21 protein-coding genes, 1 tRNA gene and 2 pseudogenes are annotated in these 25,193 nt (G+C 71.0%); 11 read left to right on the plus strand and 13 right to left on the minus strand.

Going from position 1 to position 25,193, the window contains the following annotated elements:
• Positions 1-180: 180 nt before the first annotated feature.
• Together OHB09_RS17510 and OHB09_RS17515 are read left to right on the plus strand one after the other, a co-directional pair.
• Positions 181-597 carry a DUF5958 family protein gene (locus OHB09_RS17510; RefSeq protein ID WP_191891942.1) on the plus strand — a complete coding sequence of 139 codons (417 nt, stop codon included), beginning with the start codon at positions 181-183 and terminating at the stop codon, positions 595-597.
• A gap of 93 nt (positions 598-690) precedes the next feature.
• Positions 691-1,017: pseudogene (locus tag OHB09_RS17515) on the plus strand (transposase); the annotation flags it as partial.
• Positions 1,018-1,042: 25 nt separating this feature from the next.
• Here the strand turns inward: OHB09_RS17515 and OHB09_RS17520 are convergent.
• Positions 1,043-2,263, minus strand: coding sequence for an IS256 family transposase (locus tag OHB09_RS17520; protein ID WP_328922225.1), 1,221 nt, complete (start codon positions 2,261-2,263; stop codon positions 1,043-1,045).
• 160 nt (positions 2,264-2,423) lie between these two features.
• Between OHB09_RS17520 and OHB09_RS17525 the strand changes: the two are divergent.
• Together OHB09_RS17525 and OHB09_RS17530 are read left to right on the plus strand one after the other, a co-directional pair.
• Positions 2,424-2,883 (plus strand): annotated as a pseudogene (locus OHB09_RS17525) (transposase); the annotation flags it as partial.
• A gap of 87 nt (positions 2,884-2,970) precedes the next feature.
• Positions 2,971-3,288: an Imm51 family immunity protein gene (locus tag OHB09_RS17530; protein WP_167796245.1), complete on the plus strand. Its 318-nt coding sequence runs from the start codon at positions 2,971-2,973 to the stop codon at positions 3,286-3,288.
• 25 nt (positions 3,289-3,313) lie between these two features.
• Here the strand turns inward: OHB09_RS17530 and OHB09_RS17535 are convergent, their stop codons facing one another.
• Positions 3,314-4,435 carry an IS630 family transposase gene (locus OHB09_RS17535; RefSeq protein WP_328922227.1) on the minus strand — a complete coding sequence of 374 codons (1,122 nt, stop codon included), beginning with the start codon at positions 4,433-4,435 and terminating at the stop codon, positions 3,314-3,316.
• A gap of 81 nt (positions 4,436-4,516) precedes the next feature.
• Between OHB09_RS17535 and OHB09_RS17540 the strand changes: the two genes are divergently transcribed.
• Positions 4,517-4,774: a hypothetical protein gene (locus OHB09_RS17540; RefSeq protein WP_191891940.1), complete on the plus strand. Its 258-nt coding sequence runs from the start codon at positions 4,517-4,519 to the stop codon at positions 4,772-4,774.
• A gap of 214 nt (positions 4,775-4,988) precedes the next feature.
• On the opposite strand, the gene OHB09_RS17545 is transcribed toward OHB09_RS17540, so the two are convergent.
• Both OHB09_RS17545 and OHB09_RS17550 read right to left on the minus strand, forming a co-directional pair.
• Positions 4,989-5,062: transfer RNA gene (locus OHB09_RS17545), tRNA-Gly, on the minus strand.
• Positions 5,063-5,128: 66 nt separating this feature from the next.
• Positions 5,129-6,157 (minus strand): dCTP deaminase domain-containing protein, encoded by a 1,029-nt coding sequence (locus OHB09_RS17550; RefSeq protein WP_006141906.1) that lies wholly within the window; start codon positions 6,155-6,157, stop codon positions 5,129-5,131.
• Between the two features lie 285 nt (positions 6,158-6,442).
• Between OHB09_RS17550 and OHB09_RS17555 the strand changes: the two genes are divergently transcribed.
• Together OHB09_RS17555 and OHB09_RS17560 are read left to right on the plus strand one after the other, a co-directional pair.
• Positions 6,443-7,063, plus strand: coding sequence for an adenylyltransferase/cytidyltransferase family protein (locus OHB09_RS17555; RefSeq protein WP_167792879.1), 621 nt, complete (start codon positions 6,443-6,445; stop codon positions 7,061-7,063).
• Positions 7,064-7,070: 7 nt separating this feature from the next.
• Positions 7,071-7,955 (plus strand): deoxycytidylate deaminase, encoded by an 885-nt coding sequence (locus OHB09_RS17560; RefSeq protein ID WP_093591481.1) that lies wholly within the window; start codon positions 7,071-7,073, stop codon positions 7,953-7,955.
• On the opposite strand, the gene OHB09_RS17565 is transcribed toward OHB09_RS17560, so the two are convergent.
• The 9 genes from OHB09_RS17565 to OHB09_RS17610 all read right to left on the minus strand — a co-directional run bounded on the left by OHB09_RS17565 (position 7,930) and on the right by OHB09_RS17610 (position 19,856).
• Positions 7,930-8,424, minus strand: coding sequence for an HIT family protein (locus tag OHB09_RS17565; protein WP_006141909.1), 495 nt, complete (start codon positions 8,422-8,424; stop codon positions 7,930-7,932). The two genes, OHB09_RS17560 and OHB09_RS17565, sit on opposite strands and share 26 nt — an antisense overlap.
• On the minus strand, positions 8,421-9,029 hold the full coding sequence (locus OHB09_RS17570) for a dihydrofolate reductase (RefSeq protein WP_328922228.1): 609 nt from the start codon (positions 9,027-9,029) through the stop codon (positions 8,421-8,423). Before OHB09_RS17570 ends, OHB09_RS17565 begins: the two co-directional genes overlap by 4 nt.
• The gene (thyA, locus tag OHB09_RS17575; RefSeq protein WP_328922229.1) at positions 9,026-9,922 is read right to left on the minus strand and encodes a thymidylate synthase; all 897 of its coding nucleotides are present in this window, start codon (positions 9,920-9,922) and stop codon (positions 9,026-9,028) included. Before thyA ends, OHB09_RS17570 begins: the two co-directional genes overlap by 4 nt.
• Positions 9,923-10,049: 127 nt before the next feature.
• Positions 10,050-10,802 carry a helix-turn-helix domain-containing protein gene (locus OHB09_RS17580; RefSeq protein WP_006141912.1) on the minus strand — a complete coding sequence of 251 codons (753 nt, stop codon included), beginning with the start codon at positions 10,800-10,802 and terminating at the stop codon, positions 10,050-10,052.
• 800 nt (positions 10,803-11,602) lie between these two features.
• On the minus strand, positions 11,603-12,646 hold the full coding sequence (locus OHB09_RS17590; protein ID WP_078631052.1) for a Yip1 family protein: 1,044 nt from the start codon (positions 12,644-12,646) through the stop codon (positions 11,603-11,605).
• An 89-nt stretch (positions 12,647-12,735) separates the two neighbouring features.
• Complete coding sequence (locus OHB09_RS17595; protein ID WP_328922230.1) at positions 12,736-14,082, minus strand: FG-GAP and VCBS repeat-containing protein; 1,347 nt, start codon at positions 14,080-14,082, stop codon at positions 12,736-12,738.
• A gap of 158 nt (positions 14,083-14,240) precedes the next feature.
• Positions 14,241-15,716 (minus strand): FG-GAP-like repeat-containing protein, encoded by a 1,476-nt coding sequence (locus OHB09_RS17600; RefSeq protein ID WP_093591494.1) that lies wholly within the window; start codon positions 15,714-15,716, stop codon positions 14,241-14,243.
• A 79-nt stretch (positions 15,717-15,795) separates the two neighbouring features.
• A complete protein-coding gene (locus OHB09_RS17605; protein ID WP_093591497.1) occupies positions 15,796-17,247 on the minus strand; it encodes an FG-GAP and VCBS repeat-containing protein in 1,452 nt (483 codons plus the stop codon).
• A gap of 320 nt (positions 17,248-17,567) precedes the next feature.
• Positions 17,568-19,856: a heterodisulfide reductase-related iron-sulfur binding cluster gene (locus tag OHB09_RS17610; RefSeq protein ID WP_319117026.1), complete on the minus strand. Its 2,289-nt coding sequence runs from the start codon at positions 19,854-19,856 to the stop codon at positions 17,568-17,570.
• Positions 19,857-20,128: 272 nt separating this feature from the next.
• Between OHB09_RS17610 and OHB09_RS17615 the strand changes: the two genes are divergently transcribed.
• The 4 genes from OHB09_RS17615 (at position 20,129) to dnaJ (ending at position 25,190) form a co-directional block, all read left to right on the plus strand.
• Complete coding sequence (locus OHB09_RS17615) at positions 20,129-21,268, plus strand: MraY family glycosyltransferase (RefSeq protein WP_328922231.1); 1,140 nt, start codon at positions 20,129-20,131, stop codon at positions 21,266-21,268.
• A gap of 122 nt (positions 21,269-21,390) precedes the next feature.
• Complete coding sequence (gene dnaK / locus OHB09_RS17620) at positions 21,391-23,247, plus strand: molecular chaperone DnaK (RefSeq protein ID WP_191852452.1); 1,857 nt, start codon at positions 21,391-21,393, stop codon at positions 23,245-23,247.
• Positions 23,244-23,957: a nucleotide exchange factor GrpE gene (gene grpE / locus OHB09_RS17625; protein WP_328922232.1), complete on the plus strand. Its 714-nt coding sequence runs from the start codon at positions 23,244-23,246 to the stop codon at positions 23,955-23,957. The genes dnaK and grpE overlap by 4 nt, the downstream gene beginning before the upstream one ends.
• 33 nt (positions 23,958-23,990) lie before the next feature.
• A complete protein-coding gene (gene dnaJ, locus OHB09_RS17630; protein WP_093591503.1) occupies positions 23,991-25,190 on the plus strand; it encodes a molecular chaperone DnaJ in 1,200 nt (399 codons plus the stop codon).
• Positions 25,191-25,193: the final 3 nt, after the last annotated feature.

Raw genomic sequence — 25,193 nt, forward strand, 5'->3', positions numbered from 1 at the left:
GTGCTCCTGGGGTCAAAGGCGAGATCGTTGACGTGTTCAGGATCGGCGTGCGACACCTAAAATCGAACCAAACAGACACCAGCGAACTAAACGCTCACTTAGTACTCCAGTGCGACTTCGTGATCTGGTTCGATGACCTCGTGGGGTAGGAAGCCAGGCTTGTTGTGGAGGTGGGGCGGGATGGACGGACGCACGGTCATCCTGAACGAGTTGGCGCAAGGTATCCGGCCCGTCGCCCAGGGCGTCGGCTGGTTTGAGGGCCTCGCCGACACTGAGCAGTTCGGAGTCCTGCGCGACCTGGCAGGGTTCTGTATCCAGGCCCGTGCAATCAGCGAGGACGGGCCGGAGAGCATCCGCAAAGCCGGCATCCGGCCCACCCACACACCGGCCGTGCTGGTCACGCGCGGAAGCCTCACCGAGCAACTGGCAAAGATCATCAATCTTCCGCAGGACGAGCGGGTCAAGGCATTCCGGCTGCTTGTCGCACTTCTTGGCGTCGCTGATGAGCGGCGGCAGCTCCGCTTCTGTGCTGACGGGTGCGGGCACGCCTGGCACCACCTGAGGACCGGAGCGGGCACCGAAACGGCCACCTCGTGATCATCGGGGGTTGTGTGGACTCCTGAAGATCGTGCGGTGGCCGCGGGCCACGGCATAGACGCCGCCCGTTGGCGGGCGATGTTCGAACAGGCCATGGCCCGGATCGCGGGCCGGTTCAGGCGGGTTGAGCCGCGCGCCACGGCCCGCGCCTTCGTGCTCGGGTTACTGTCCGGCGTCGAGCGGAAGAACTGCTGGCGGCTGGCCGAGCAGGATGGCCATGCCCGCCCCGGGCCGATGCAGCGGCTGCTGCGAACCGCCCGCTGGGACGCCGACGCCCTCCGTGACGACGTGCGCGCCTACGTCCACGAGCACCTCGGCGCCGACAACGGCGTGCTGGTCGTCGACGAGACAGGCTTCCTCAAGAAAGGCTTCGCCTCGGCGGGCGTGCAGCGGCAGTACACCGGCACCGCGGGGCGGGTCATGTCCCCTGTCGTGGTGTAGGCGATCAGTCGTCTGACGTGGCGGGCAGGGCGGTTGGGGTATCGAGGTAGAGGGCGTCCATGCTCTCGTTGGAGAGGTAGCGGCGGGGGAAGGCGATCCACTCGTCGTGGAGTTCGGCGAGGACCGCGGTGGCCAGGCGGAGGACCGCGGGCGGGTTGGGGAAGACCTGGACGACGTCGGTGCGGCGTTTGATCTCCCGGTTCAGCCGCTCCAGCGGGTTCGTGGACTGGATCTTCTTCCAGTGCTGGTGGGGGAAGTCCGCGAACGCGGTCAGGTCTTCTTTCGCCTCCAGCAGCATCTCTCTGACCTTGGGGAACTGCCGGCCGAGCATGTCGGCGACGGTGTCGAGCTGGGTGCGGACCGCATCCGCGGTGGGCTGGGCGAAGACCGTGCGGATCGTCGCGGCGACCATCTCTGCCGAGCCTTTCGGGATCACGGCGAAGACGTTGCGGACGAAGTGGACCCGGCAGCGCTGCCAGGCGGCGCCGAGCATGACCTTGCGGATTGCTTTGACCAGGCCGCTGTGGCTGTCGGAGATGACCAGGCGGACGCCACTCAGGCCGCGTTCGCGCAGGTGACGCAGGAACTGGGTCCAGAAGGCTTCGGTCTCGCTGTCGCCGACCATGACGCCGACGACTTCGCGGCCGCCGTCCTGAGTGACGCCGGTGGCGATGACGATCGCCTGGGAGACGATGCGGTGGTCGACGCGGGCCTTGACGTAGGTGGCGTCGAGGAACAGGTAGGGGAAGCGGATGTGGTCCAGCGGGCGGGTCCGGAAAGCGTCGAGCTGTTCGTCGAGGTCCGCGCAGATCCGGGAGACCTCGCTCTTGGATATCCCGGTGTCGGAGCCGAGGGCTTTGACGAGGTCGTCGACGGAGCGGGTGGAGACGCCGTGAACGTATGCCTCCATGATGACCGCGTAGAGGGCCTGGTCGATGCGCCGCCGGCGCTCGAGGAGGCTGGGGAAGAAGCTTCCGGCCCGCAGTTTCGGGATGGCGAGTTCCAGGTCGCCGGCCTGCGTGGTCATGGTCTTCTCGCGGTGCCCATTGCGCCAGGTGGTGCGGGTGTCGGTGTGTTCGCCCCACTCGGCGCCGATCTTCGTGGTGGCCTCGGCCTCGATCAGTTCCTGCAGCAGCCGCTCGGCGACCTCGCGGACGAGTTCAAGACCATCGGCCGAACGTAGTGACTCAAGCAGGCGAAGTAGGTCATGCTGGGACAAGGCCACCGTGCACCCCCTGGGGTTGAACTGCCCGTTCACTCCGGACAGTTGCACGGTGGCCTGCCAGTTGAGCAGGGAGCAGACACCGGCAGACGGTGCACCCGAGGGAGCAGAACCCGCGCACTCAACCGCAAAGATCCCCTACACCACCAGGCGGGACGCCATCGCGGGGCGGATCGAGAACAGCCAGGTCGGTGTCTTCCTTGCCTACGCCTCCAGCAGAGGACGGGCGTTGATCGACCGCCTGCTCTACCTGCCCGACATGTCCTGGTCCCGGGACGCCGAGCGCCGCACCCGTGCCGGGGTGCCCGAGCATGTGGAGTTCGCGACCAAGCCCACACTGGCCGGGCAGATGATCGCGGCCGCGCTACTACGACTGGACCTGGATCGAGATCGGCGCCGACGGCCACCGACACCTGCTGGTCCGCCGCAACCCGAGCAGCGGCGAACTCGCCTTCTACCTGTGCTGGTCCCCGAAACGGATGCCGCTGTCCGAGCTGGTCAGAGTGGCCGGGACCAGGTGGTGCATCGAGGAATGCTTCCAGGCCGCGAAAGGCCAGGTCGGACTGGATCACTACCAGGTCCGCCACTGGACCGCCTGGCATCGGCACGTCACGCTAGTGCTGTGACCGGAAAGGTTCGCCGGGTTAGGTGCGGACGAGCAGTTTGAATGGGCTGGGCAGTCTGTGTGCCGGGGGTGGGAAGATCGCGGAGTGACTATCACCCTGCATGACTTTGATGGTGAGCACTCGCTGACGCTCGATGCCGGCGACCTGGCCGCTGATGCGGCTGTGGTTGCCGCCGGACACGAGCCGAACGGGTACTTCTGGGAAGGTCTTGTGCAGTTCGCCTGGCCGGATCTTGCTGAGCGCCTCGACTTCGACAGCGAGGGCGGCATGTTCTGTGCGCTCGGGAGCTTGAGTGACCTCACGCAGCTCAAGACTGCCCTTGAGCCCGTGATCTCGAGCCCCAGCGCGGTTCGCGAGCTTGTTGCCCGTGCGGAGACGGCAGGCTTTGAGTTCGACGACTGATGCTGTGCCCAGCAGGTGTGCCCGTTCAGGCCGCAAGCTGGAGAGATCTGCCGCCCCAGCGGATGTGTTTCTCGCTGCGGATGCGTGCGCGTTCATGTCGTTGGGCGGCGAGGACGTCCGGGTGGCGGGCGTTCTCGTTGCGCCAGCGCAGGTAGGCATGCAGGGCGCGGGTCTGGACGGTGTGGTTGGGGTGGTTCGAGTTGGCGAGGGTGAACTGCCGCAGGGGCCCGAAGTGGGCCTCGATCGGATTGGCCCAGGACGCATAGGTCGGGGTGAAACAGAGCTCGACCTTGTTCCGGTCGGCCCAGCGGCGGATCCGCCGGTTCAGGTGCGCGGACAGGTTGTCGAGGATCACGTAGATCGGGGCGCCGTCCGGGCGGGCCGCGCGGATCGACCGCAGTGCCGCCCAGGTGTGGTCGATGCCCTTGCGGCGGCGGACAACTCCCCAGAGCCGGTCGTTGCCGACCGAGTAGCAGCCGTGGAAGTAGGTGATGCCGTGGGTGCGTCGGTAGGTCGCCGGCAGCCGGTCCGGACTCGACCGGGGAGCCCAGCACGATCCTGCGATCGGACGGACGCCGAGCGGGCCGAACTCGTCCAGGGCGAAGGTCCGGTCCGGCCGCTCGGTGAGCGCGAACTCGATCCGGTCGAGCTTGGCGTCGAAGTCCGGGTCCGGGGACTCCTTCCAGGTCTTGGTGCGTTGGAAGGAGATCCCGCGGCGGAGCAGTAAGCAGCGTAGGGCCTCCCGGCCGATCCTCACCGGACGGGCGATGTTGCGCCGCAGATGCTCGGCGAGCTTGCGGATTGACCAGCGGGTGAAGGGCTTGCCCAGCACGGTGGGCCGGGTGGTGGCCGCCTCGATGACGAAGTCCTCGTCCTCAATGCTCAACAGGCGGGGACGGCCTCCCGCCCACCGAGGGTCCAGACAGGCCATCCCCACCTCGTTGAACCGGTGGATCACGTCCCGAACGGTGTCCTCGTCGGCCTGGACCAGCTGCGCGATCACCGGGACCGGGCTGCCGCCCGACGAGGCCAGCAGCATCATCGCCCGCCGGAACCGCACCGAACTGGTGCTTCCCCGCCGGACGATCCGCTGCAGCTTCTGCCCCTCCTGCTCGGTAAGCCGGCGAACCCTAACCGGTGATGCCATACCCGCCCCCTCGCCGAATGCCGTCACTGGCACCCAGCACAACGAGCAACCCGGCAAAGGTTCCCGGTCACAGCACTAGCCATGCTCGGCCTGGCATTCCTGGCCGCTCTCGCTGCCGACGCGACACCGGCCAGGACCGCACAGCCGTACCGGCCCGCCCACAGCCCCGACCCCATCGACCTGACCGTTCCCGAGATCCGCCACCTGCTCGGCACCCTGCTGAGCCCACCGAACACATCCCCGCGCAGGCTGCTGCACTGGTCAAACTGGCGCAGAACCCACCAGGCCACAGCCCGGTGCAGCCACTACCGACGACTCACTGCCCCTGCGACCGGATAGATCACGAAGGCACACTGGAGTATTAGAGGAAGAAAAGGGCCGGCCGGTGTGTGAGCGCGTGCACCAGCAGCTCAGTGGAACGACGGCGCGAGCCTGCCGGTCGTGCGGGAAAGCCGCGCCGCTCCAACAGCATCCCGACCAGGAATGGCAACAGGACGTCGCCGGACTCGGCGCCAACAAAGAACCCCCGGGTCTCTGACCTGGGGGTTTCGCATGGAGCGGGTGACGAGAATCGAACTCGCGCTCTCAGCTTGGGAAGCTGATGTTCTACCATTAAACTACACCCGCGCCGGGCGCCGATGATCGGTGCCCGAGTGCTCGCTCACTCTACCGCATGTCGGTGGGGGCGCGGAGTCACTCCCCCGTGTCACCTCGGCGGTCGGCTCGGCGGCCGAAGACCCCGCGGCCGGCGGCTCTTGCGACCAGGACGACGCCGGTGACGGACGTGCCGGCGTACAGGACGGCCAGGGTGGAGAGCAGGGCCGTCTTCCAGGTGTCGAGCTCGCCGAGCTTGTCGGCGAGGGAGCCGAGCATGACCAGGACCACGCCCAGCAGTGTGGTCGTGATCAGGAAGACGCCGAAGACGACGATCATGTTGCTGGTGTCGGTGACGCGGTTCACGTCCCTTTGCGTCTCGGTCACCTGGCGGGTCGTCTCGGCCTGGTTGTCCGCGAGGGCGCGGGTGAGTTCGGACAGGCGTGCCTCGGTGCGGGCCCGCTCTGCCTCCAGCTCGGCGCGGAGGTCCTTGACGTCGCGGAAGTAGGAGAGGCCGCCGTCCTCCCGGTGCTGCCCCGCGCCGAACAGGGTGCTCAGGTGCTCGAAGCCGACGTTGGGGACGGGGCCTTCGGGAATGCGGTCGATGTCGAAGAAGTGCAGGTGCGCCAGGGCGTCGCCCTTGCGCATCGTGATGTTCTTCGGGCCGACGTTCGCCACGATGAAGTACAGGCGTTCGTCGTCCTTGGGGTGCCAGGTGCCGTCCTCCGGGTCTTCCGCCCTGCCGTAGCCGGGGTGGACGGAGGAGCCGTGCAGGACGAGGAGTCCCTTGGCGGCGAGGCCGAAACGGTCGCCGATGGTCGCGGTGATGTCGAAGTCGAGCGAGAACCTCTCGATCGTGGAGATCAGCGCGGTGTCGCCCGGCGCCAGTGTGAACTCGGGTACGACGTTCTCACCCTTGACGGCCGTGTACCGGGAGTCCCCGGGGCTGTCCGGGATGACCAGCAGGTCGTCGCTCAGACGTACCGAGTAGCCGGCGCCCAGCAGCTGTTCGGGCTTCCAGGTACCGGCGCGGAAGATCCGTTCGGAGCGGGTCAGTTCGGCGAGCAGGTCCTGCTGGGAGAGCAGGGTCCCCGTACCCCGTTGCCGCCTGGAATTTCCTCGCACCATCGCGTGGCCCCCCTCCTCGCGCTCCGGAGTCGCCGGAGTTGATCGACACCCTAAGGTCGGGCCCGCCGAGGGGGAAGGCGTGCGGCTCGCCCCGTGACGCCGCCGTGCGCGCCGGAGTGGTGCGGCAGGGGCGGCTGCCGACTCGGGGGGCCACTGGGGTGCCCGCGCGGCTACCATCGAAGCGCTACCACACACGACGACGGGTGCAGTGATCGTTGCGGCGGGGCCGGTGGAAGGTGTTCCTCCGGTTCGTCCCGCACTGGTCCCGGTGAGGCCACGAGGAACATGACGAGCAGGTTCGAGAACGGTCGGCGGGCCCAGGGATCCGTGCGCGAGGGCGCCGAGGACGCGATGTTCGGCAACTATCTGTTCGGCGACGAGTCCAATTTCGACCTGCGTTTCGTGCCGGAGTACAAGCGGATCACCGAGATCGTCGACGCGCTGCGCGTGCTGGGGATGCGTGTGGTGCTCACCAGCGGCTCCTTCGACATCATCCACGAGGGACACTCCATGTATCTGGAGGCCGCCCGCAAATTCGGCGACTTCCTCATCGTCGGCCTCGACAGCGACGAGAAGATCCGGCGGCGCAAGGGGCCCAACCGGCCCGCCGTGCCGGAGATGGAGCGGCTGCGGATGGTGACGCACCAGCGCGGGGTGGGGCTCGTCACGCTCAAGCAGGTCGATCACCCCCGGTGGAGCCTGATCGAGGCCGTGCGGCCCGACGTGCTCGTGGCCACGGCGGACACCTACACCGCCGAGGAGATCGCCGAGCTCGAGGACGCGTACTGCGGGCGCGTCGAGGTGCTGGACCGGATGGCGACCGTCAGCACCTCCGCCCGGCTGCGCCGCATCCAGCTCGGCCTCAGCGATCGCGGCGGCGACGGTTCCGGGCGCCGGGAAGACTGAGCGCGGCGTGAAGCAGACGATCCTCTACCTGCCCGTCGTGCATGCCGGGTACGAGGAGTTCCTGACCCGGCACGCCGACTCCGACGAGATCCTCGTGCTCGGACGCGGCTTCGCCGAGGTGTTCCCCAAGCTCGGCAAGGACATCCGCGCCCTCGACCCCGAGCGGGCCGCCCGGCACGCCCGGGTGATCGTGCCGGGGACCGAGGTGCGGGTGCTGGAGCCTGCCGGTCTCGCCGCCGGTGCCGTCCGCGCCGATCTGGTGGTCCTGCCGGACGAGGAGATCATGCATCTGCTCGCCGCGCGCGAGGACTTCCCCGACGGGGCCGAGCTCCGCTTCGAGTCGACGTTCCTGCGCTGGGACCGGGAGTGGAGCCGCGCGGGGAAGCCCGCCGGGTTCGACGAGCGGATCTCGCGGTCGGCGCTGGACCGGCGGTTCATGGCCGGGGCGCTGCGCGAGGCCGGGCGCAGCTCGGACTGGTGGCGGCAGGTGGGCGCGGTCGCCGCGCGGGACGGGGAGGTGCTCCGGGTCGCGCACAACCATCACCACCCCACCGAGTACGCGCCCTACATCGACGGCGATCCGCGCAACGAGTTCAGCCGGGGGGTGCGGACGGATCTGTCCACGGCCATCCACGCCGAGGCGTCCCTGGTGGCGGGCGCGGCGGGCGAGGGCATGAGCCTGGCGGGCGCGGACCTCTACGTCAGTACGTTCCCCTGCCCGGCCTGCGCGCGGCTCGTCGTCGAGGCCGGGTTCCGGGCCTGCTACTTCGCCGGGCCCTACGCGATGCTGGACGGGGAGGAGATCCTGCGGGCGGGGGGTGTCGAGCTGGTCTGGGTCGACATGGCGCGGGACCCGTCCGGGCCCCCTACGAGCGGTGCGGCGTCGAGCTGAACTTCATGCGGACCGGGGTGAAGGCCGCCGGGGCGGCGCCCTCGTCGGCTTCGGCCTCCTCCCTGGTGTCCTCGTCGCCCGTTCCCACCAGCACGTGCACATGCAGGTGCCTGATGGTGCCGCCGGTGTAGCGGGAGTCGCCGTTGCGGGAGCCGAGGCCGTAGTTGCTCAGGCCGTACCTCTCGCGCACCGCGCCCAGGACCTCCCAGAAGTCCGCCCGGGCGGCGGGGGAGAGGTCGAGCAGGTCGGTCACGTGCTCCTTGGGGATGAGGAGGAGATGCAGCCGGGTCCCGGCGTACGGGAACTCGTTGGGGGTGACCATCCAGTGCGCGGTCTCCCACAGCACCTGCTGCTTCTCATGGGCGCGCAGGACCTCGGGGCAGAACAGGCAGATGCCGGCGGCGTCGAGCCGCTCCATCTCCGCCCGCTGCTCCTCCGTCCGGCAGTTGCCGAAGTAGTAGAGGCTCACCGCGGCGGCCTTTCGAGGCGCAGGAAGGAGTGGGCCGGGACCGGGCCCTCGGCCGGTACGTCGAGGCGCGAGACCTCCTCGAAGCCCTCCAGCCATCCCTCGGGCATCCGGGTGTCGCCCTCGACCCGCAGGTGGACGCGGGTGAGGTGGACGCGGTCGACGAACGGCAGCGCCTGCCGGTAGACGGAGGCGCCGCCGATCACGCAGACCTCGTCGGTGCCGGCGGCCCGCTCCAGGGCCTCGGCGGTGGCCAGTGCCGAGGCCACCGAACGCTCCCAGCGCACGCCCCCGGCGTGCGCCGCGCTCCCGGCCGCCGTCTCAGGCGTACCCGTCGCACCGGCGGTCCCAGCCGTCGTACCCGTGCCCCCGGCCGTCTCCGCGTTCTCCGGGTGCGGGGACCGGCTCACCACCACGTTCGTGCGGCGCGGGAGGGGCCGGCCGAGGCGGGCCAGGATGGACTCGTGGGTCAGCCGGCCCAGCACCACCGCGTGGCCCTGCGTGAGCCGCTTGAAGTGCCGCAGGTCCCCGGGGATGTGCCAGGGCAGGTCCCCGTCGACGCCGATGACGTCGTTCTCCGCGGCGGCGACGATCAGCGAGGTGATCATGTCGCCACCGGGATGGAGCCGATGGCGGGGTGCGGGTCGTAGTCCGCGAGGTCGAAGTGCTCGGGGCGGAAGTCGTGGATGTCCTTCACCCGGCGTCCGCTCTCGTTGAGCGTGACCGTCGGCAGCCTGCGCGGCTCCCGGTCGAGCATGCCCCGGACGCGGTCCACCTGGTCCGCGTAGACGTGGGCGTCCGAGATCGTGTGGTAATAGCGGGCGGCCGGGATGCCCGTGAGGTGTTCGAGCATCAGCAGCAGGGCCGCGTACTGGATCATGTTGGACGGCACGCCGACGGGTACGTCGCCGGAGCGCTGGAACATGTGCAGGTGCAGCTTCCCGCCGAGGACGCGGACGTGGACCCAGCCGTGGCAGGGCGAGATCGTCGTTTTCGGGGTCTTGCCCTCGCCGCGGACCTGGTACTGCGGGATCCACGGGCTGACGAAGTGCGTGCGGTCGCCGGGGAGTTCGCGGAGCTGCTCGACGAGGTGCCGGAACTGGTCGAAGCCGGGGCCCTCCGCCGTGGGGAAGTCGTGGAACGCCCCGCCGTAGGAGCCGGGGCCCAGGTCGCCGGGGGGAAGGCCGCGGCGGGAGGTCTTGCCCTCGCTCGCCCAGGGGCCCCACCAGTCGCAGCCGAACTCGGCGAGCGCGTCGAGGGTCCGGGCGCCGTTGATGAACGCGCAGAGTTCGCCGATGGGCTTGCGCCAGAAGCGGGCGAGGCTGCGCTCGGTGATGACGGGGAAGCCGTTCGCCAGGTCGAAGCTCATCGTCTGCTGCATCAGGGTCAGCGCCTCGGGGCCCTGCCGGGTCGGCACGGGGATGCCGCACTCCAGGATGGCGCCCAGGATCCTGCGGTACTGCTCGTCGGGCGCACGGTCCTCGTAGGCGCCGTATTCCACGGGGGTTCCCTTCCTTCGACGTCTCTCGACGTCCGTCGACGTCCCCGGGCGTCCCTCGACGCCCGTCGGCTTTCCTCGGCCGGCCTTCGGTGTCCTGCGGCCGCCCGCGAGGCGCGGGCGGCGGTGGTCAGAGGAGGTCCCGCACGCTCACTCCCAGGGCGAAGGCGATCTCCTCGAGGAGGGCCAGGCTGAGGTTGTTCAGGCGGTCGCTGTGCTGCTCCCACTCCCTGAGCTGCTCCGCGCCGAAGGCGCCCGGGATCCTCGTGGCCTCCGCGACCTGGCGGCGGGTCATCCCCCGCTGCTCCCGCAGCGCCCGCATCCGGGCGCCGACGCGGTTCTCGTCGAGCCTCTCGACGGCCTCCCGGCGGCGCAGCAACTGCGGGCGCAGTTCGCCGATCTCCTGGTCCAGCCGCTTCCCGAGCTCGGCCACGGAACCGTACCGGACCAGGGTGAGCGGACCAGGGATGCCGGTGACCATGCGGCTGATCCGGGTGTCCATGTGCGCGATCACCAGGATCGGGACGACGGCCTCCTGGGCGAAGACCAGTTCCTGCCCGGCTCCGGTGCTCGGGTGGTGGGCGAGGTAGACCAGGAAGTCGGAGCGGATGACCCGGTGGCGGTCCGTGCGGAAGACCTCGACGTCCGGGACGGAGGTGTGGTGGACCGGGTCCGTGACCTTCCGGGGTTCGTAGAGCCGCACGTCGTGCCGCAGACAGACCTCGGCCACGGTGTCCGAGATGTCGAACAGGTGGGTGCGCTGCTCGGAGTCGAGTCCGGTCAGCGCGGAGGCGAGGTAGGCGTCGAGGAGGCGGCGGGTGACGGCGGGGTTCTCCGCGCCCGGCTCCCGGACGGCCGGGGACAGGTGGTGTGGCAAGCTCATCGCGCGGCGCCCGTCCTGTCGTCGTCCCTGCGTGTGCGGTACTGCGTTCCCTGGTCCTGCGTTCCCGGTGCCCCTCGCGCCCCGGACTGGCCCCAGACTACTCTGCGCGTCCCGGCCCTCCGAGTCCCGCACCCCGTCCGCGGTCCTGCCGCGGGAACCCCGGCGGATGTCCGTGTGTCCGGCCCGTGACCTGCCGTGATGCGGGTCCGGACGTCGTCCGCGGCGCGGTGTGCGAGCCGGTCCGGGCGGGTGCCGGCGAGCCACGCCGTGCCACCTGGACGGGGCTGTGCGGGCGGGAGTCGGGGCGTACGGTGGGGGCCGTTCGGACGTCGCGCGCGGGGGCCGGAATGCCGCCCGCGAGAGGCGTTCCTTTGATGCCGTAACGTGGCTTTCGTCGGCGCACGAGAAGTATGTGTCCTCGGGCGGGAAGCCGAGAAGCAGGGTGTCAGGCAAGGCAGGAAACAGCCCTCGGGCGGGAGAGCGCCCGATGCGGCCTTTGGGGAAGGGATCGCAGGACTTGATGGAGCGCACCGTCGTCCGCTGTGCCGAAGGGCACGTGTTCACCACCGTTTCGTTCCCGATGCAGCAGGCGGAACGGCTCGGGCCCGGCCGGCTCGTCCGGTGCCCACGGTGTGCCCGGCTCCGCAGCGCGGTACCGGTCACGGCGGACAAGAGGTGACGAGGCCGACGAGGCCGAGAGGCCGCTGAGGCGGTCGAGGCCCACGAGGCCGACGTGAGAAGGGCCCCCGGGATGTCCCGGGGGCCCTTCTCCGTGCCGGGGGCCCGTGGACCCCGGGGGTTCAGAACGTGCCGAGCTTGACGATCGACAGGATCGCGATGAGCTGGATCGCGGAGGCGCCCAGCGCCTTCGGCCAGGGCAGGTCGTGCGAGCGGGAGACCATCAGGGTCAGCAGCGCCCCGGCCGCGACCCAGGTGACCCAGCCGAGGATCTGGACGAACGAGGCGTCGCCGCCCGCGAACATCGCGACCACCAGGCGGGGCAGGTCCGTGAGGGACATGATCAGCATGGAGAGCCCGACCGTCGGCTGCCAGGCCCCGTTGCCGCCGAGCTGACGGGCCAGGGTGTGGGTGACCACGCCGAGGACGAAGGAGCTGATCACCATCGCCACACCCGTCGTCAGGACGAGCGGCACGGCGCTGGACAGCGTGGCGTCGAGCACGTCCTCGCGCGCCTTGTCGAAGCCGAAGACGGCGAGCAGGCCGTAGAGGAAGGTGACGACGAGGGCCGGGCCCCACATCGTGTAGTCGCGCATCCGCAGGAAGGTCTGGCCCGGCGAGAGCACGATGCCGCGCAGCAGGTCCTTCCAGTGCAGCCGGGGGCCGATCGGGGCGGCCGGCGCCTGGCCGGCGTGGTAGGTCTCGCCCTGGGTGAAGTGGTCCTCGTCCAGGGAGAAGGCCTGGGTGTGCCCGGGGTTGTTCGCCGCGTACGGGTCCGCGCCGGGGCCCTGGGCGTAGCCGCCGTGCGGGTCGTCGCCGAAGTACTCCGGCTCGCCGTGGTCGGGGCCGCCGCCCGCGCCGTAACCCTGCGGGGCGCCGTAGGGCGGCCGCGGGCCGCCCGCGTACGGGCGCTGCCCGGGGCCGGGGCCGTACTGCGGCGCCCCCGCCTGCGGGTAGCCGTAGCCCGGGCCACCGCTCGGTCCGCGCGGCGCCTGCGCCTGCTGTCCGTACGGGGCCTGCTGCCCGCGCGCCTGAGGTCCTCGGCCGTTGTTCTGGCCGCCGCGTCCGCTCCTGAATCCAGCCACGCCTTCGAACGTACCTGGTCCGCCGGTGCCGCGGGCCCGGGCCCCGTCCCCCGCGGCGGCTTTGCGTCCGAGCTGTGACATCCCCTAGGGGTGACACCGGGGACGGCATCGGGGGTGTCAACGGGTGTGCGGGGGACGGGAACTGAGGTTGGTCGCGGGTTGCCCCTCCGCTACTGCAGGAGGCCCTCCACCAGATCGGAGCCCACCTCGGCGATGCCCGTCGTGGTGAGGCCGGACGTCGCGCCGGGCAGGCGCAGCCCGCCGTACATCCCGTGGACCCACAGGTCGGCGTGGCCGTCCCGGTCGGTGTCGCGCAGGCGGACGGTGGCGCCGAAGGAGTCGTCGCCCTCGACGGCGCCGGGCACGCCCGCGGTGTTGCGGGCGAACCACTGGGACTTCTTGCCGGTGACGCCGGAGGAGCCGCCCCGCAGCAGGTGCACGCCGCCCGCGTACTCGACGTCGCCGATGGCCTCGCCGTACACGCCGACGGCCAGGTCCTGGTAGCCGTCGCCGTCCACGTCGCCGGCCGACACGCTCGCGCCGAACGAGTCGTCCGGCTCGGGGGTGCCCGCGACGTCGCTCGTGGACTGGGTGATGCGGGCGCTGGTGGAGGGGCCCGAGGAGGAGCCGTACCAGAGGGTGACGCGGCCCTTGTACGCGGACCAGCCGGGGGTGCCGACGGCGATGTCGCCGTAGCCGTCCTTGTCGAAGTCGGCGATGACGCCGTCGCCGCCGCCCTCGGTGCCGGAGTTGACCTGGAGCGAGGGGCCCGGGGTGAGGGTCTTGCCGCCCTTGACGAACCAGGCGTCGGCGGTCTCCCTGGTCCCGGAGAAGGCGGCGCCGACGATGACGAGGTCGGTCTTGGCGTCCCGGTCGACCTTGCCCGCGATCAGGTGGCTGGAGTCGAAGCCCGTCTTGTCCAGCGTGGTGACGGAACCGGTGGTGCCGGAGCGGGTGAGGGGGCCGCGGTAGACGTAGGTCTTCCCGGCGTTGACGAGGGCCAGGTCCTGCTTGCCGTCGCCGTCGAAGTCGCCGGTGGCGAGGTCGTCGCCCATGTAGCCGTAGGACTGCTTGGGCGCCTTGCCGGGGATCGTGGTGCCGCCCTCGAGGCCCTTGGCGCCGCCCCACAGGACGGTCACGGCGCCCTGGTCCTCGCGGCCGCTGACGTCCTCGCCGCGGGCGGCGACCACGAGGTCGCCGTAGCCGTCGCCGTCGAGGTCGGCGGCGGCGCGGACCTCGCCGAACATGTCGTCGGCCTCGTCGGCGCCGGGCACGCCGCTGCTCGACTGGTCGATGTACTGGGTCCGGGTGCCGGGGCCGGTGGCCGTGCCGAAGGTGACGCGGACGCCGCCGCCCAGGCTGTCGTAGGACGGGGCGGCGTAGTCCCGGTAGCCGTCGCCGTCGAAGTCGTCGCCGTGCGCGGCGGGTGCGGCGGAGGCCGGGGCGGTCAGGGTGAGCGGGCTGAGCAGGCCGGCGACCAGGGGGGCGGCCAGCAGGAGGGCGCGGGTGTGGCGCACGGGGGCTCCCGGTGAGAGGGGTGGGTGGTGTGCCGGTTCCGCGCGCGCGGCGCGCACCCGGTACGGGGGCGGGGCGGGCCTCGCGGTGGAGGCCCGCCCCGTGCCGGCCGGCCGGTCAGTCGGTCGGCTCGGTGTGCGGACCGGCCGTGACAGGTCCGTCAGTCGGCGAAGTTGGCGCCGAAGTTGGGCGTGCCCGTGGTGGCCACGCCGGCCGCGCTCGGGGAGATCGTGCGGCTGCCGGTGGTGACGATCCTGGTCCCGTCGGAGGGGAGCAGCAGGACCGAGCCGTTGCCGGCGTTCTCCCAGGAGCCCGCGATCAGGTCCGCGCGGCCGTCGCCGTTGACGTCGTCGAGCTTGACGTCGGTGCCGAGGGAGTCGTACTCCTCGTCGCCGCCCGGGACGCCCGCCGTGGACTGGGCGAAGAACTGGGCGCCCGAGGTGGTGTCGATGCCGCTCGCCGAGCCGTAGAGCACGGTGAGGGCGCCGGTGTCCTCGACGCCGCCCAGGTCCTCGCCGGGGGCGCCGACGACCAGGTCCTGGTAGCCGTCGCCGTTGATGTCGCCGAGGTCGAGCTCGGCGGCGAAGAAGTCGCCCTTCTCGGAGCCGCCGGGGACGTTGCCGGTGTCCTGTGTGAGGGTCGCCGTGCCGGCGGGGCCCGTGGCGGAGCCGTAGGTGAGGTGGGCGCGGCCGCCGTCCGTGGAGTTGGGGATCGTGGTGCCGTCCGCGGTCCTGTGGTCCCAGTAGGCGCCGCTGACGATGTCGCCGTACCCGTCGCCGTTGACGTCGCCGATCGCGGTGATGACGCCGGGGCGCAGCTTCTCGGCGGCGGCGGTGCTGGGGCCGCTCGCGGTGCCGGGCAGGAAGTAGTTGGCGTTCCAGCCGTACTCGCTGTCCGTCTCGAAGCCGTCGACGACGAGGTCGGTCCGCCCGTCGCCGTTGACGTCGCCCGCGGTCAGGTTGAGCGGGCCGGTGTCGCCGCCGGACTGGACGGGCGGCTTGACGGTGGAGCGGGCGGTGCCGGCCGCGCCGGAGGCGGTGATGCCGCCCTTGTAGACGTAGACGGTGCTGGAGGAGTTGGCGACGGCGAGGTCGTCGCGGCCGTCGCCGTCGAAGTCGCCCGCGGCGAGGTACTTGCCCCACAGGTCGTGCGAGGAGGCGGCCGGGTCGGGGACGGTGACGCCCTTGCCGGTGAGGCCGTTCGCCGAGCCCCACAGCACGGCGACGGTGCCGCCGTCGGTGTCGCCGGAGACCTTCTCGTGCGGGGTGCCGACGGCGAGGTCGTCGTAGCCGTCGTGGTTGAAGTCGCCGTAGGCGGTCTCCGAGCCGAAGGCGTCGCCCTTCTCGGAGCCGCCGGGGACGCCGGCGCTGTCCTGGCTGAGCACGGACCGCTTCGCGGCGCCGACGCCGGTGGGGGTGCCGTAGAGGACGACGACCTGTCCGGCGTTCTTGAGGCCGGAGACGTAGGCGCCGGCAGCGGAGAAGGCGACGTCGCCGATGCCGTCGCCGTTGAAGTCGGCCTGCGCGACCGTGGTGGAGTCGGCCGCCGTCGCGGTGGTGGCCGTGAAGGTGAGCAGACCGCCCGTCAGGACGGCCGCGGTGGCCGTGGCGAGGGCGAGTCTCGAACGCTGCTGCATGCGGGTTTCTCCTGGGCCTGCGGGGGCGCCCCGCGCGGGGCGCCCCCGTGGAGGGACGGTGGGACGTGCGGGGCCGGTGTCAGTCCGCGAAGTTGTTGCCCAGGAGCGGCGTTCCGGAGCCGGAGACGCCGACCGTGGAGACGTAGATGCCCGCGGTGCCCTTCAGGGAGCCGTCGCTGCCCGAAAGCAGCGGGTAGACCGCGCCGTTGTCGCTGTTCTCGCCGCTCGCGCCCACGACGACGTCGCCCAGTCCGTCGCTGTCCAGGTCGTCGACGTGGACGTCGGAGCCGAAGAAGTCGCCCGTCTCGTCGGAGTTGGGGACGCCGGGGCTGTCCTGGGAGAGCATCTTCGCGCCGGTGCCGGTGATGCCGGAGCCGTCGGCCGCGCCGTACAGGATGGTGACCGCGCCGGCGTCCTTGACGCCGTCCAGGTCCTCGCCGGGGGTGCCGACGACCAGGTCGAGGTGCCCGTCGCCGTTGATGTCGCCGAGGTCGAGCTCGGCGCCGAAGGAGTCGCCCTTCTCGCCGCCGCCGGGCACGCCCGAGGTGTCCTGGCTGAAGGACTGCTGGTCGCCGTAGGCGGGGCCGTCGGCCGAGCCGTGGCCGATCAGGACGGCGCCGCCCTTGCGCGCGCCCGCGATGCCGTCGTCCCAGCCGATGCCGTAGATGATGTCGCCGTAGCCGTCGCCGTCGGTGTCGCCGACGTCGGTGACGAAGCCGGCGGGCAGCTTCTGGGAGGTGCCCGCGCGGACGCCCGAGGAGGAGCCCGGGAACCAGAAGTTGGCGTCGTAGGCGTCGTAGGTGTCGTTCTCGTAGCCGTTGACGATCAGGTCCTCGATGCCGTCGCCGTTGGCGTCGCCGGAGTGCAGGTTCCGCAGGCCGTCGCCGTTGCCGCTGAGGATGGGCGGGAGGAGTGTGTACTGGCCGCCGGTGGAGCCGCCGCGGGTGAAGCCGCCGCGGTAGATGTCGACGGTGGCGGAGGTGGTCGTCCCGAGCGCGAGGTCGACGCGGCCGTCGCCGTTGAGGTCGGCGGCCTCCAGGATGCCGCCGAAGCGGTCGTGCTTGGTGGGGCGGGGGTCCTTGACGGTGGTGCCGCCGTGCAGGCCGGAGGCGGAGCCCCACAGGATGACGGCCGTGCCGCCGTCGACGTCGTCGCCCACGTCCTCGCCGCCCGCGCCGGTGGCGAGGTCGTCGTAGCCGTCGCCGTCGAAGTCGCCGTAGGCGAGGTCGGACCCGAAGTAGTCCTCCGTCTCGGCGGCACCGGGGACGCCCGCGCTGTTCTGGCTGATGGTGGTGTGCCCGCCGCCTCCGTAGAGGACGGTGATCTGGCCGGCGGCCTTCTTGCCGTCCACGTAGGCGCGGGTGGCGGAGGTGGCGACGTCGCCGAGGCCGTCGCCGTTGAAGTCGGCGTCCGCGGTGGTGGCCCCGGGAGTGGGGGCGGCGCTCGCGGTGGCGGCGGAGAGGGTGAGCAGACCACCCGTCAGCGTGGCCGCGGCGGCCGTCGCGAGGGTGAGCCTGAGTCTCTTGTGCATGCGGGATTCTCCTGGGCATGCGGAACGCCCGCGCGGGCGTCCACGTGAATGGGGTGCCGGATCGCCCGGGTTCGCCTGAGGTTGTCCTCGGCGTCACCCAGGGTTCGGCGATCAAGAGACCGGCGAGGTGGTGTGGGGGTTGTACGTGTGTTCGGCAAAGTTCTGGTGTGGTCGGCGTGGTTCGTGAGGCCGGTGCGAGAAGCCGGGAACGACGCGGCCCCGCGCCCCCTGGGCGGGGCGCGGGGCCGGGCGGACGTGAGGGCGCCGGGGCGCCTGCCTCACGTCATCGTCGTCACGTCATCCTCGGCGGGCCACCGCCGTCACTTCACCGGCTCGGGTTCCGGCGCCTTCGCGCCGTCCGCCGTGCCCGCCGGCGGCTCGTCCACCGGGGTCTTGACCGAGGTGAGCAGGAGCTGGGCGACGTCGACGACCTGGACCGACTCCTTCGCCTGCCCCTCGTTCTTCTTGCCGTTGACCGAGTCGGTCAGCATCACCAGGCAGAACGGGCAGGCCGTGGAGACGATGTCGGGGTTGAGCGACAGCGCCTCGTCGACGCGCTCGTTGTTGATGCGCTTGCCGATCCGCTCCTCCATCCACATCCGCGCGCCACCGGCGCCGCAGCAGAAGCCCCGCTCCTTGTGGCGGTGCATCTCCTCGTTGCGCAGTCCGGGCACGCCCGCGATGATCTCGCGCGGCGGCGTGTAGATCTTGTTGTGGCGGCCCAGGTAGCACGGGTCGTGGTAGGTGATGAGGCCCTCGACCGGCGTCACCGGGACCAGCTTGCCCTCGTCGACGAGGTGCTGGAGCAGCTGCGTGTGGTGGATGACCTCGTAGTCGCCGCCGAGCTGCGGGTACTCGTTGCCGATTGTGTTGAGGCAGTGCGGGCAGGTGGCGACGATCTTCTTCGCCGACTTCGGCCTGCGGGACTCGGGGGTCACCTTGCCGTCGTCGTCCATCTCCTCGCCGAACGCCGCGTTCAGCGTCATGACGTTCTCCATGCCGAGCTCCTGGAACAGGGGCTCGTTGCCCAGGCGGCGGGCGGAGTCGCCGGTGCACTTCTCGTCGCCGCCCATGATCGCGAACTTGACGCCCGCGATGTGCAGCAGCTCGGCGAAGGCCTTGGTGGTCTTCTTCGCGCGGTCCTCCAGGGCGCCCGCGCAGCCGACCCAGTACAGGTACTCGACCTCGGTGAGGTCCTCGACGTCACGGCCGACGACGGGGATCTCGAAGTCGACCTCCTTGGTCCACTCCAGCCGCTGCTTCTTGGCCAGGCCCCAGGGGTTGCCCTTCTTCTCCAGGTTCTTGAGCATCGTGCCCGCCTCGGACGGGAACGCGGACTCGATCATCACCTGGTAGCGGCGCATGTCGACGATGTGGTCGACGTGCTCGATGTCGACCGGGCACTGCTCGACGCAGGCACCGCAGGTGGTGCAGGACCACAGGACGTCGGGGTCGATGACCCCGTTCTCCTCCAGCGTGCCGATCAGCGGGCGCTCGGCCTCCGCGAGGGCGGCGGCGGGAACGTCCTCGAGCTGCTCCTCGGAGGCCTTCTCCTCGCCCTCCATGGACTTGCCGCCCCCGGCCAGCAGGTAGGGCGCCTTGGCGTGCGCGTGGTCGCGCAGCGACATGATCAGCAGCTTCGGGGAGAGCGGCTTGCCGGTGTTCCACGCGGGGCACTGCGACTGGCAGCGGCCGCACTCGGTGCAGGTGGAGAAGTCCAGCAGGCCCTTCCAGGAGAAGTGCTCGACCTGGGAGACGCCGAAGACGTCGTCGTCGCCCGGGTCGGTGAAGTCGATCTCCTTGCCGCCCGAGGTCATGGGCTGCAGCGCGCCGAGCGCCGTGCCGCCCTCGGCCTCCCGCTTGAACCAGATGTTCGGGAAGGCCAGGAAGCGGTGCCAGGCGACGCCCATGTCGGTCTTGAGGCCGACCACGATCATCCAGATGAAGGAGGTGGCGATCTTCAGCCCGGCGAAGAAGTAGGTGAGGTTCTGGAGCGTGTCCAGGTCCGTGCCCCGCAGCCAGGACACCACCGGGTAGGAAATGAAGAACGAGGCCTCGTAGGCGTCCACGTGGTGCTGGGCGCCCTCCAGCGCGTGCAGCATGAAGATGCAGACGCCGACGATGAGGATGACGGTCTCGACGAAGTACGCCTGGCCGAAGTTGGAGCCCGCGAACCGGGACTTGCGGCCCGGCCTGCGCGGGTGGGAGAGCTGGCGCACCACGATCAGGACGAGGATGCCCAGGACCGTCATCGTGCCGATGAACTCGACGAAGACGTTGTACGGGGCCCAGTCGCCGAGGACCGGCAGCAGCCAGTCGGCCTGGAAGAGCTGCCCGATCGCGTTGACGATGGTCAGCAGCAGGGTGAGGAAGCCGACCGCCACGAACCAGTGTGCGACGCCGACGACGCCCCAGCGGTTCATCCGGGTGTGGCCGAGGAACTCCTTGGCCACGGTGACCGTGCGCTGGACGGGTTCGTCGGTGCGGGTCCCGGCGGGCACGGACTGGCCGAGCCGATGGAAGGCGTAGAGCTGGAGGAGGGCGCGGCCGAACAGCGCCACGCCGACCACGATCAGGACCAGCGACACGATGATCGCGGCGAGTTGCATTGGGGCTCCTGGGGCGGCCTCGACGTCACTGAGCTCGAGATTACTAAGCGGTAACTTATCCAGTCCGTCTGAGACTACCCGCATCCCGCTTCGCAATGTAACCGGACGCGAGGTGATCTGAGTCGCTGAGGCGCGCCTGGCCGCGGAGGTGCCCGCGGCCGTGCCCGCGGCCGTGCTCCGAGGCGTGACCGCGGGCCTCACGGTGGACGGACCACACGAACGGATCGTGTTATTCGTACGGTATTGCGGCATATGCGCCTACGGTGTACTCCGTGCTCTACGGGATCGTGGCCGCCACCACCGCCGTTCTCCTCGCCGCCGCGCTGTGCGCGCTGCTGCGGGGCCCCGGCCTGCGGGCGGGCGTCGTGGTGGTGGGGCGGCGCGGACGGCGGGTGCCCGTGGTGGGCGGACTCGCGGTCGTGGGAACGGTCGGCGCGGTGATCGGGGCCGGTGAGTGGAGCGAGGCGGCACGCCTCGGCGGCGAGGTCACCCGCGTGCTGCTCGCGGCGGCGGCCGTCGCCGCGACCGGCTTCGCCGAGGACCTGTGGCCCGCCCGGCCCCGCCCCGGGGGCCGGTGGCCGCGCGTGGCGCGCCGGACGCTGCGGTTCGGGGTGCCGGCGGCCGCTGCGGCCCTGGTGGTGCCCTACGACGTCCTCGGTGTCCCCGCCGGTCTGCTCGCCGCCGGCTGGATCGTGCTCGTCGCCCATGGATTCGTGGCCCTCGACCACGCCGACGGGGTGATGGGCACCGCCGGCGTCGTCATGGCCTTCGCCCTCGGGGTGTGCGCGGTCGCCGACGTGCGCGACGGGCTGGCCGCGCTGCTGTGCGTGCTGGCGGCCGCGCTCACCGGGTTCCTGATGCACAACGCGGCCCCCGCGCGGGTGACCGCCGGGCGCGGGGGAGCCCTGTTCACGGGGTTTGTGCCGGCGGCCGTCGCGGTACTCGTGCTCGCCGGGCGGGGTCCGGGAGTGGGCGGGAGCGTGCTGGCGGCCCTGGGCGCGGTGCCGCTGGTGAGCGTGCGGCTGCGCTGGGCGCGGGGGCTGCGGGGAACGGGAGTCACCCCCCGGGGCGTTGCCGTGGTGGTGGCCGTGCTGTCCGCCGGGGCGGCCGTCCCCGCCGTGCTGGTGTTCCTGGAGTGGGCTCCGCCGCTCGCGGCGTGGGGCGCGGCGGCGGCCGTCGCCGGTGCGGTCGTGGCCTGTGGCCTGGTGCGCCGGAGGGTGCGCCGCCCGGCCGTCGGGGCGGGCCCCGGAACGCGGGGCGGCCCGGCGGGCGCGGAGGAGTGCGCCACGTTCACGCGGGTTCCCGCGCCGCAGCGGGGGCGGACGGGCGGCCCGGACCGCGGGGCCGGAGCGGTGGGCGGAGGCCCGGGGGCCCTCGGGAGCCGTCCCGTCGCGCGCACCCCCGAGGGGTGACCGTCCCCTGCGGCCCACGCCCGCTTGAAAGTTGAGCCGAGCCCACTCACCTCTCTTGACTCTGTGGCGGGCTCCTGGCATGGTTGAGTCCGTTGCACTCAAGTCAGCTGGAGGAACTCACCATGGCACGTGCGGTCGGCATCGACCTGGGCACGACTAACTCCGTCGTCAGCGTTCTGGAGGGCGGCGAGCCCACCGTCATCACCAACGCAGAGGGCGCCAGGACCACGCCGTCCGTCGTCGCCTTCGCGAAGAACGGCGAGGTGCTGGTCGGCGAGGTCGCCAAGCGTCAGGCGGTCACGAACGTCGACAGGACCATCCGGTCGGTCAAGCGCCACATGGGCACCGACTGGAAGATCAACCTGGACGGCAAGGACTTCAACCCGCAGCAGATCAGCGCCTTCGTGCTGCAGAAGCTGAAGCGGGACGCCGAGGCCTACCTGGGCGAGAAGGTGGCCGACGCGGTCATCACCGTCCCCGCGTACTTCAACGACGCGGAGCGCCAGGCCACCAAGGAGGCCGGCGAGATCGCGGGCCTGAACGTCCTGCGCATCGTCAACGAGCCGACGGCCGCCGCCCTGGCGTACGGCCTCGACAAGGACGACCAGACCATCCTGGTCTTCGACCTCGGTGGCGGCACCTTCGACGTCTCGCTGCTGGAGATCGGCGACGGCGTCGTCGAGGTGAAGGCCACCAACGGCGACAACCACCTCGGTGGTGACGACTGGGACCAGCGCGTCGTCGACTACCTGGTCAAGCAGTTCCAGTCCGGGCACGGCGTGGACCTGTCCAAGGACAAGATGGCGCTGCAGCGTCTGCGCGAGGCCGCCGAGAAGGCGAAGATCGAGCTGTCCTCGTCCACCGAGACCTCGATCAACCTGCCCTACATCACCGCCTCCGCCGAGGGTCCCCTGCACCTCGACGAGAAGCTCACCCGCGCCCAGTTCCAGCAGCTGACCGCGGACCTGCTGGAGCGCTGCAAGACGCCGTTCCACAACGTCATCAAGGACGCCGGCATCCAGCTCAGCGAGATCGACCACGTCGTTCTCGTCGGCGGCTCGACCCGTATGCCCGCCGTCGCCGAGCTCGTCAAGGAGCTGACCGGCGGCAAGGACGCCAACAAGGGCGTGAACCCGGACGAGGTCGTCGCCATCGGCGCCTCGCTGCAGGCCGGTGTCCTCAAGGGTGAGGTCAAGGACGTCCTGCTCCTCGACGTGACCCCGCTGTCCCTCGGTATCGAGACCAAGGGCGGCATCATGACCAAGCTCATCGAGCGGAACACGACGATCCCGACCAAGCGGTCCGAGATCTTCACCACCGCCGAGGACAACCAGCCCTCCGTGCAGATCCAGGTCTACCAGGGCGAGCGCGAGATCGCGGCGTACAACAAGAAGCTCGGGATGTTCGAGCTGACCGGTCTGCCGCCGGCCCCGCGCGGCGTGCCGCAGATCGAGGTCTCCTTCGACATCGACGCCAACGGCATCATGCACGTCACGGCGAAGGACCTGGGCACCGGCAAGGAGCAGAAGATGACCGTCACCGGCGGCTCCTCGCTGCCGAAGGACGAGGTCGACCGGATGCGCCAGGAGGCCGAGCAGTACGCGGACGAGGACCACCGCCGCCGCGAGGCCGCCGAGACCCGCAACCAGGGCGAGCAGCTCGTCTACCAGACGGAGAAGTTCCTCAAGGACAACGAGGACAAGGTCCCCGGTGACGTGAAGACGGAGGTGGAGACCGCGCTCGGCGAGCTGAAGGAGACGCTGAAGGGCGAGGACACCACCGAGATCCGTACCGCCACGGAGAAGGTCGCCGCCGTCTCGCAGAAGCTCGGCCAGGCCCTCTACGCCGACGCCCAGGCCCAGCAGGCCGCCGGTGGCGCCGAGGCGGGTGCGGGTGCGGGCGCCGGCCAGGCCAAGGCCGAGGACGACGTGGTCGACGCCGAGATCGTCGACGACGAGCGCAAGGACGGTGCCGCGTGACGGAGGAGACCCCGGGCTTCGAAGAGCAGCAGCCCGACGTCCCCTCCGGCGCGACCTCCGACGACGCCGAGCCGAAGGCCGCCGCCCCCGGTACTCCCGGGACCCCTGAGAAGGGGGCGGCGGCCCCGGCCGGGGACAGTGACCGCACGGCGGGTCTGACGGCGCAGCTGGACCAGGTGCGCACCGCGCTCGGCGAGCGCACCGCGGACCTCCAGCGGCTGCAGGCCGAGTACCAGAACTACCGGCGCCGGGTCGACCGCGACCGGGTCGCGGTCAAGGAGATCGCCACGGCGAACCTCCTGTCCGAACTCCTGCCCGTGCTCGACGACATCGGGCGGGCGCGGGAGCACGAGGAACTGGTCGGCGGCTTCAAGTCGGTGGCCGAGTCGCTGGAGACGGTGGCGGCCAAGCTGGGTCTGCAGCAGTTCGGCAAGGAGGGCGAGCCCTTCGACCCGACGATCCACGAGGCGCTGATGCACAGTTACGCGCCGGACGTCACCGAGACGACGTGCGTGGCGATTCTGCAGCCGGGGTATCGCCTCGGTGAGCGCACCATCCGCCCCGCGCGGGTGGCGGTCGCCGAGCCGCAGCCCGGCGCGCAGACGGTCAAGGCGGACTCCGCCGAGGGCGCCGAGGCGGGCGACGAGGCCGCCGACGCTGCCGGCACCGCCGTCGACAACAAGGAGAACGGTGGCCCGGACGAGGGCTGAGTTCGTACGCGGAAGGAAGGAGGGACGTCGAGGATGAGCACCAAGGACTTCATCGAGAAGGACTACTACAAGGTCCTCGGCGTCCCCAAGGACGCCACCGAGGCCGAGATCAAGAAGGCGTACCGGAAGCTCGCCCGCGAGTTCCACCCGGACGCCAACAAGGGCAACGCCAAGGCGGAGGAGCGTTTCAAGGAGATCTCCGAGGCGAACGACGTCCTCGGCGACCCCAAGAAGCGCAAGGAGTACGACGAGGCCCGGGCCCTGTTCGGCAACGGCGGTTTCCGCCCGGGCCCCGGAGCCGGCGGCGGAACGTTCAACTTCGACCTGAGCGACCTCTTCGGAGGCGGCGCCCAGGGCGGGGGTGGCGGTGCGCAGGGCGGCTTCGGCGGCGGACTCGGTGACGTCTTCGGGGGCCTGTTCAACCGCGGCGGCGCGGGCGCCGGCGCCGGCACCGGCACGCGCACCCAGCCGCGGCGGGGCCAGGACGTGGAGTCCGAGGTCACGCTGAGCTTCACGGAGGCGGTCGACGGCGCCACGGTGCCCTTGCGGATGTCCAGCCAGCAGCCCTGCAAGGCCTGTTCGGGCACCGGCGACAAGAACGGCACACCTCGCGTGTGCCCGACCTGCGTCGGCACCGGCCAGGTGGCGCGGGGCTCCGGCGGCGGCTTCTCGCTGACCGACCCGTGCCCGGACTGCAAGGGCCGCGGCCTGATCGCCGAGGACCCCTGCGAGGTGTGCAAGGGCTCGGGCCGCGCGAAGTCCTCGCGGACCATGCAGGTGCGTATCCCGGCGGGTGTCAGCGACGGGCAGCGGATCAGGCTGCGCGGCAAGGGCGCCCCCGGCGAGCGCGGCGGTCCGGCGGGTGACCTCTATGTGGTCGTCCACGTCGGGACGCACCCGGTGTTCGGGCGCAAGGGCGACAACCTCACCGTCACGGTCCCCGTCACCTTCGCGGAGGCGGCCCTCGGCGGCGAGGTGCGGGTGCCCACCCTGGGCGGGCCGCCGGTCACCCTGAAGCTGCCTCCGGGCACGCCCAACGGGCGTACGATGCGCGCCCGGGGCAAGGGCGCGCTCCGCAAGGACGGCACGCGCGGGGACCTGCTGGTCACCGTGGAGGTGAGTGTGCCCAAGGACGTGTCGGGGAAGGCTCGTGACGCGCTGGAGGCGTATCGCGAGGCGACCGCGGGGGAGGACCCGCGGGCGGAGCTGTTCGAGTCCGCGAAGGGAGCATGAGGA

It is taken from the genome of Streptomyces griseoaurantiacus, from assembly GCF_036189845.1.
Taxonomy (GTDB): Bacteria; Actinomycetota; Actinomycetes; order Streptomycetales; family Streptomycetaceae; genus Streptomyces; species Streptomyces griseoaurantiacus.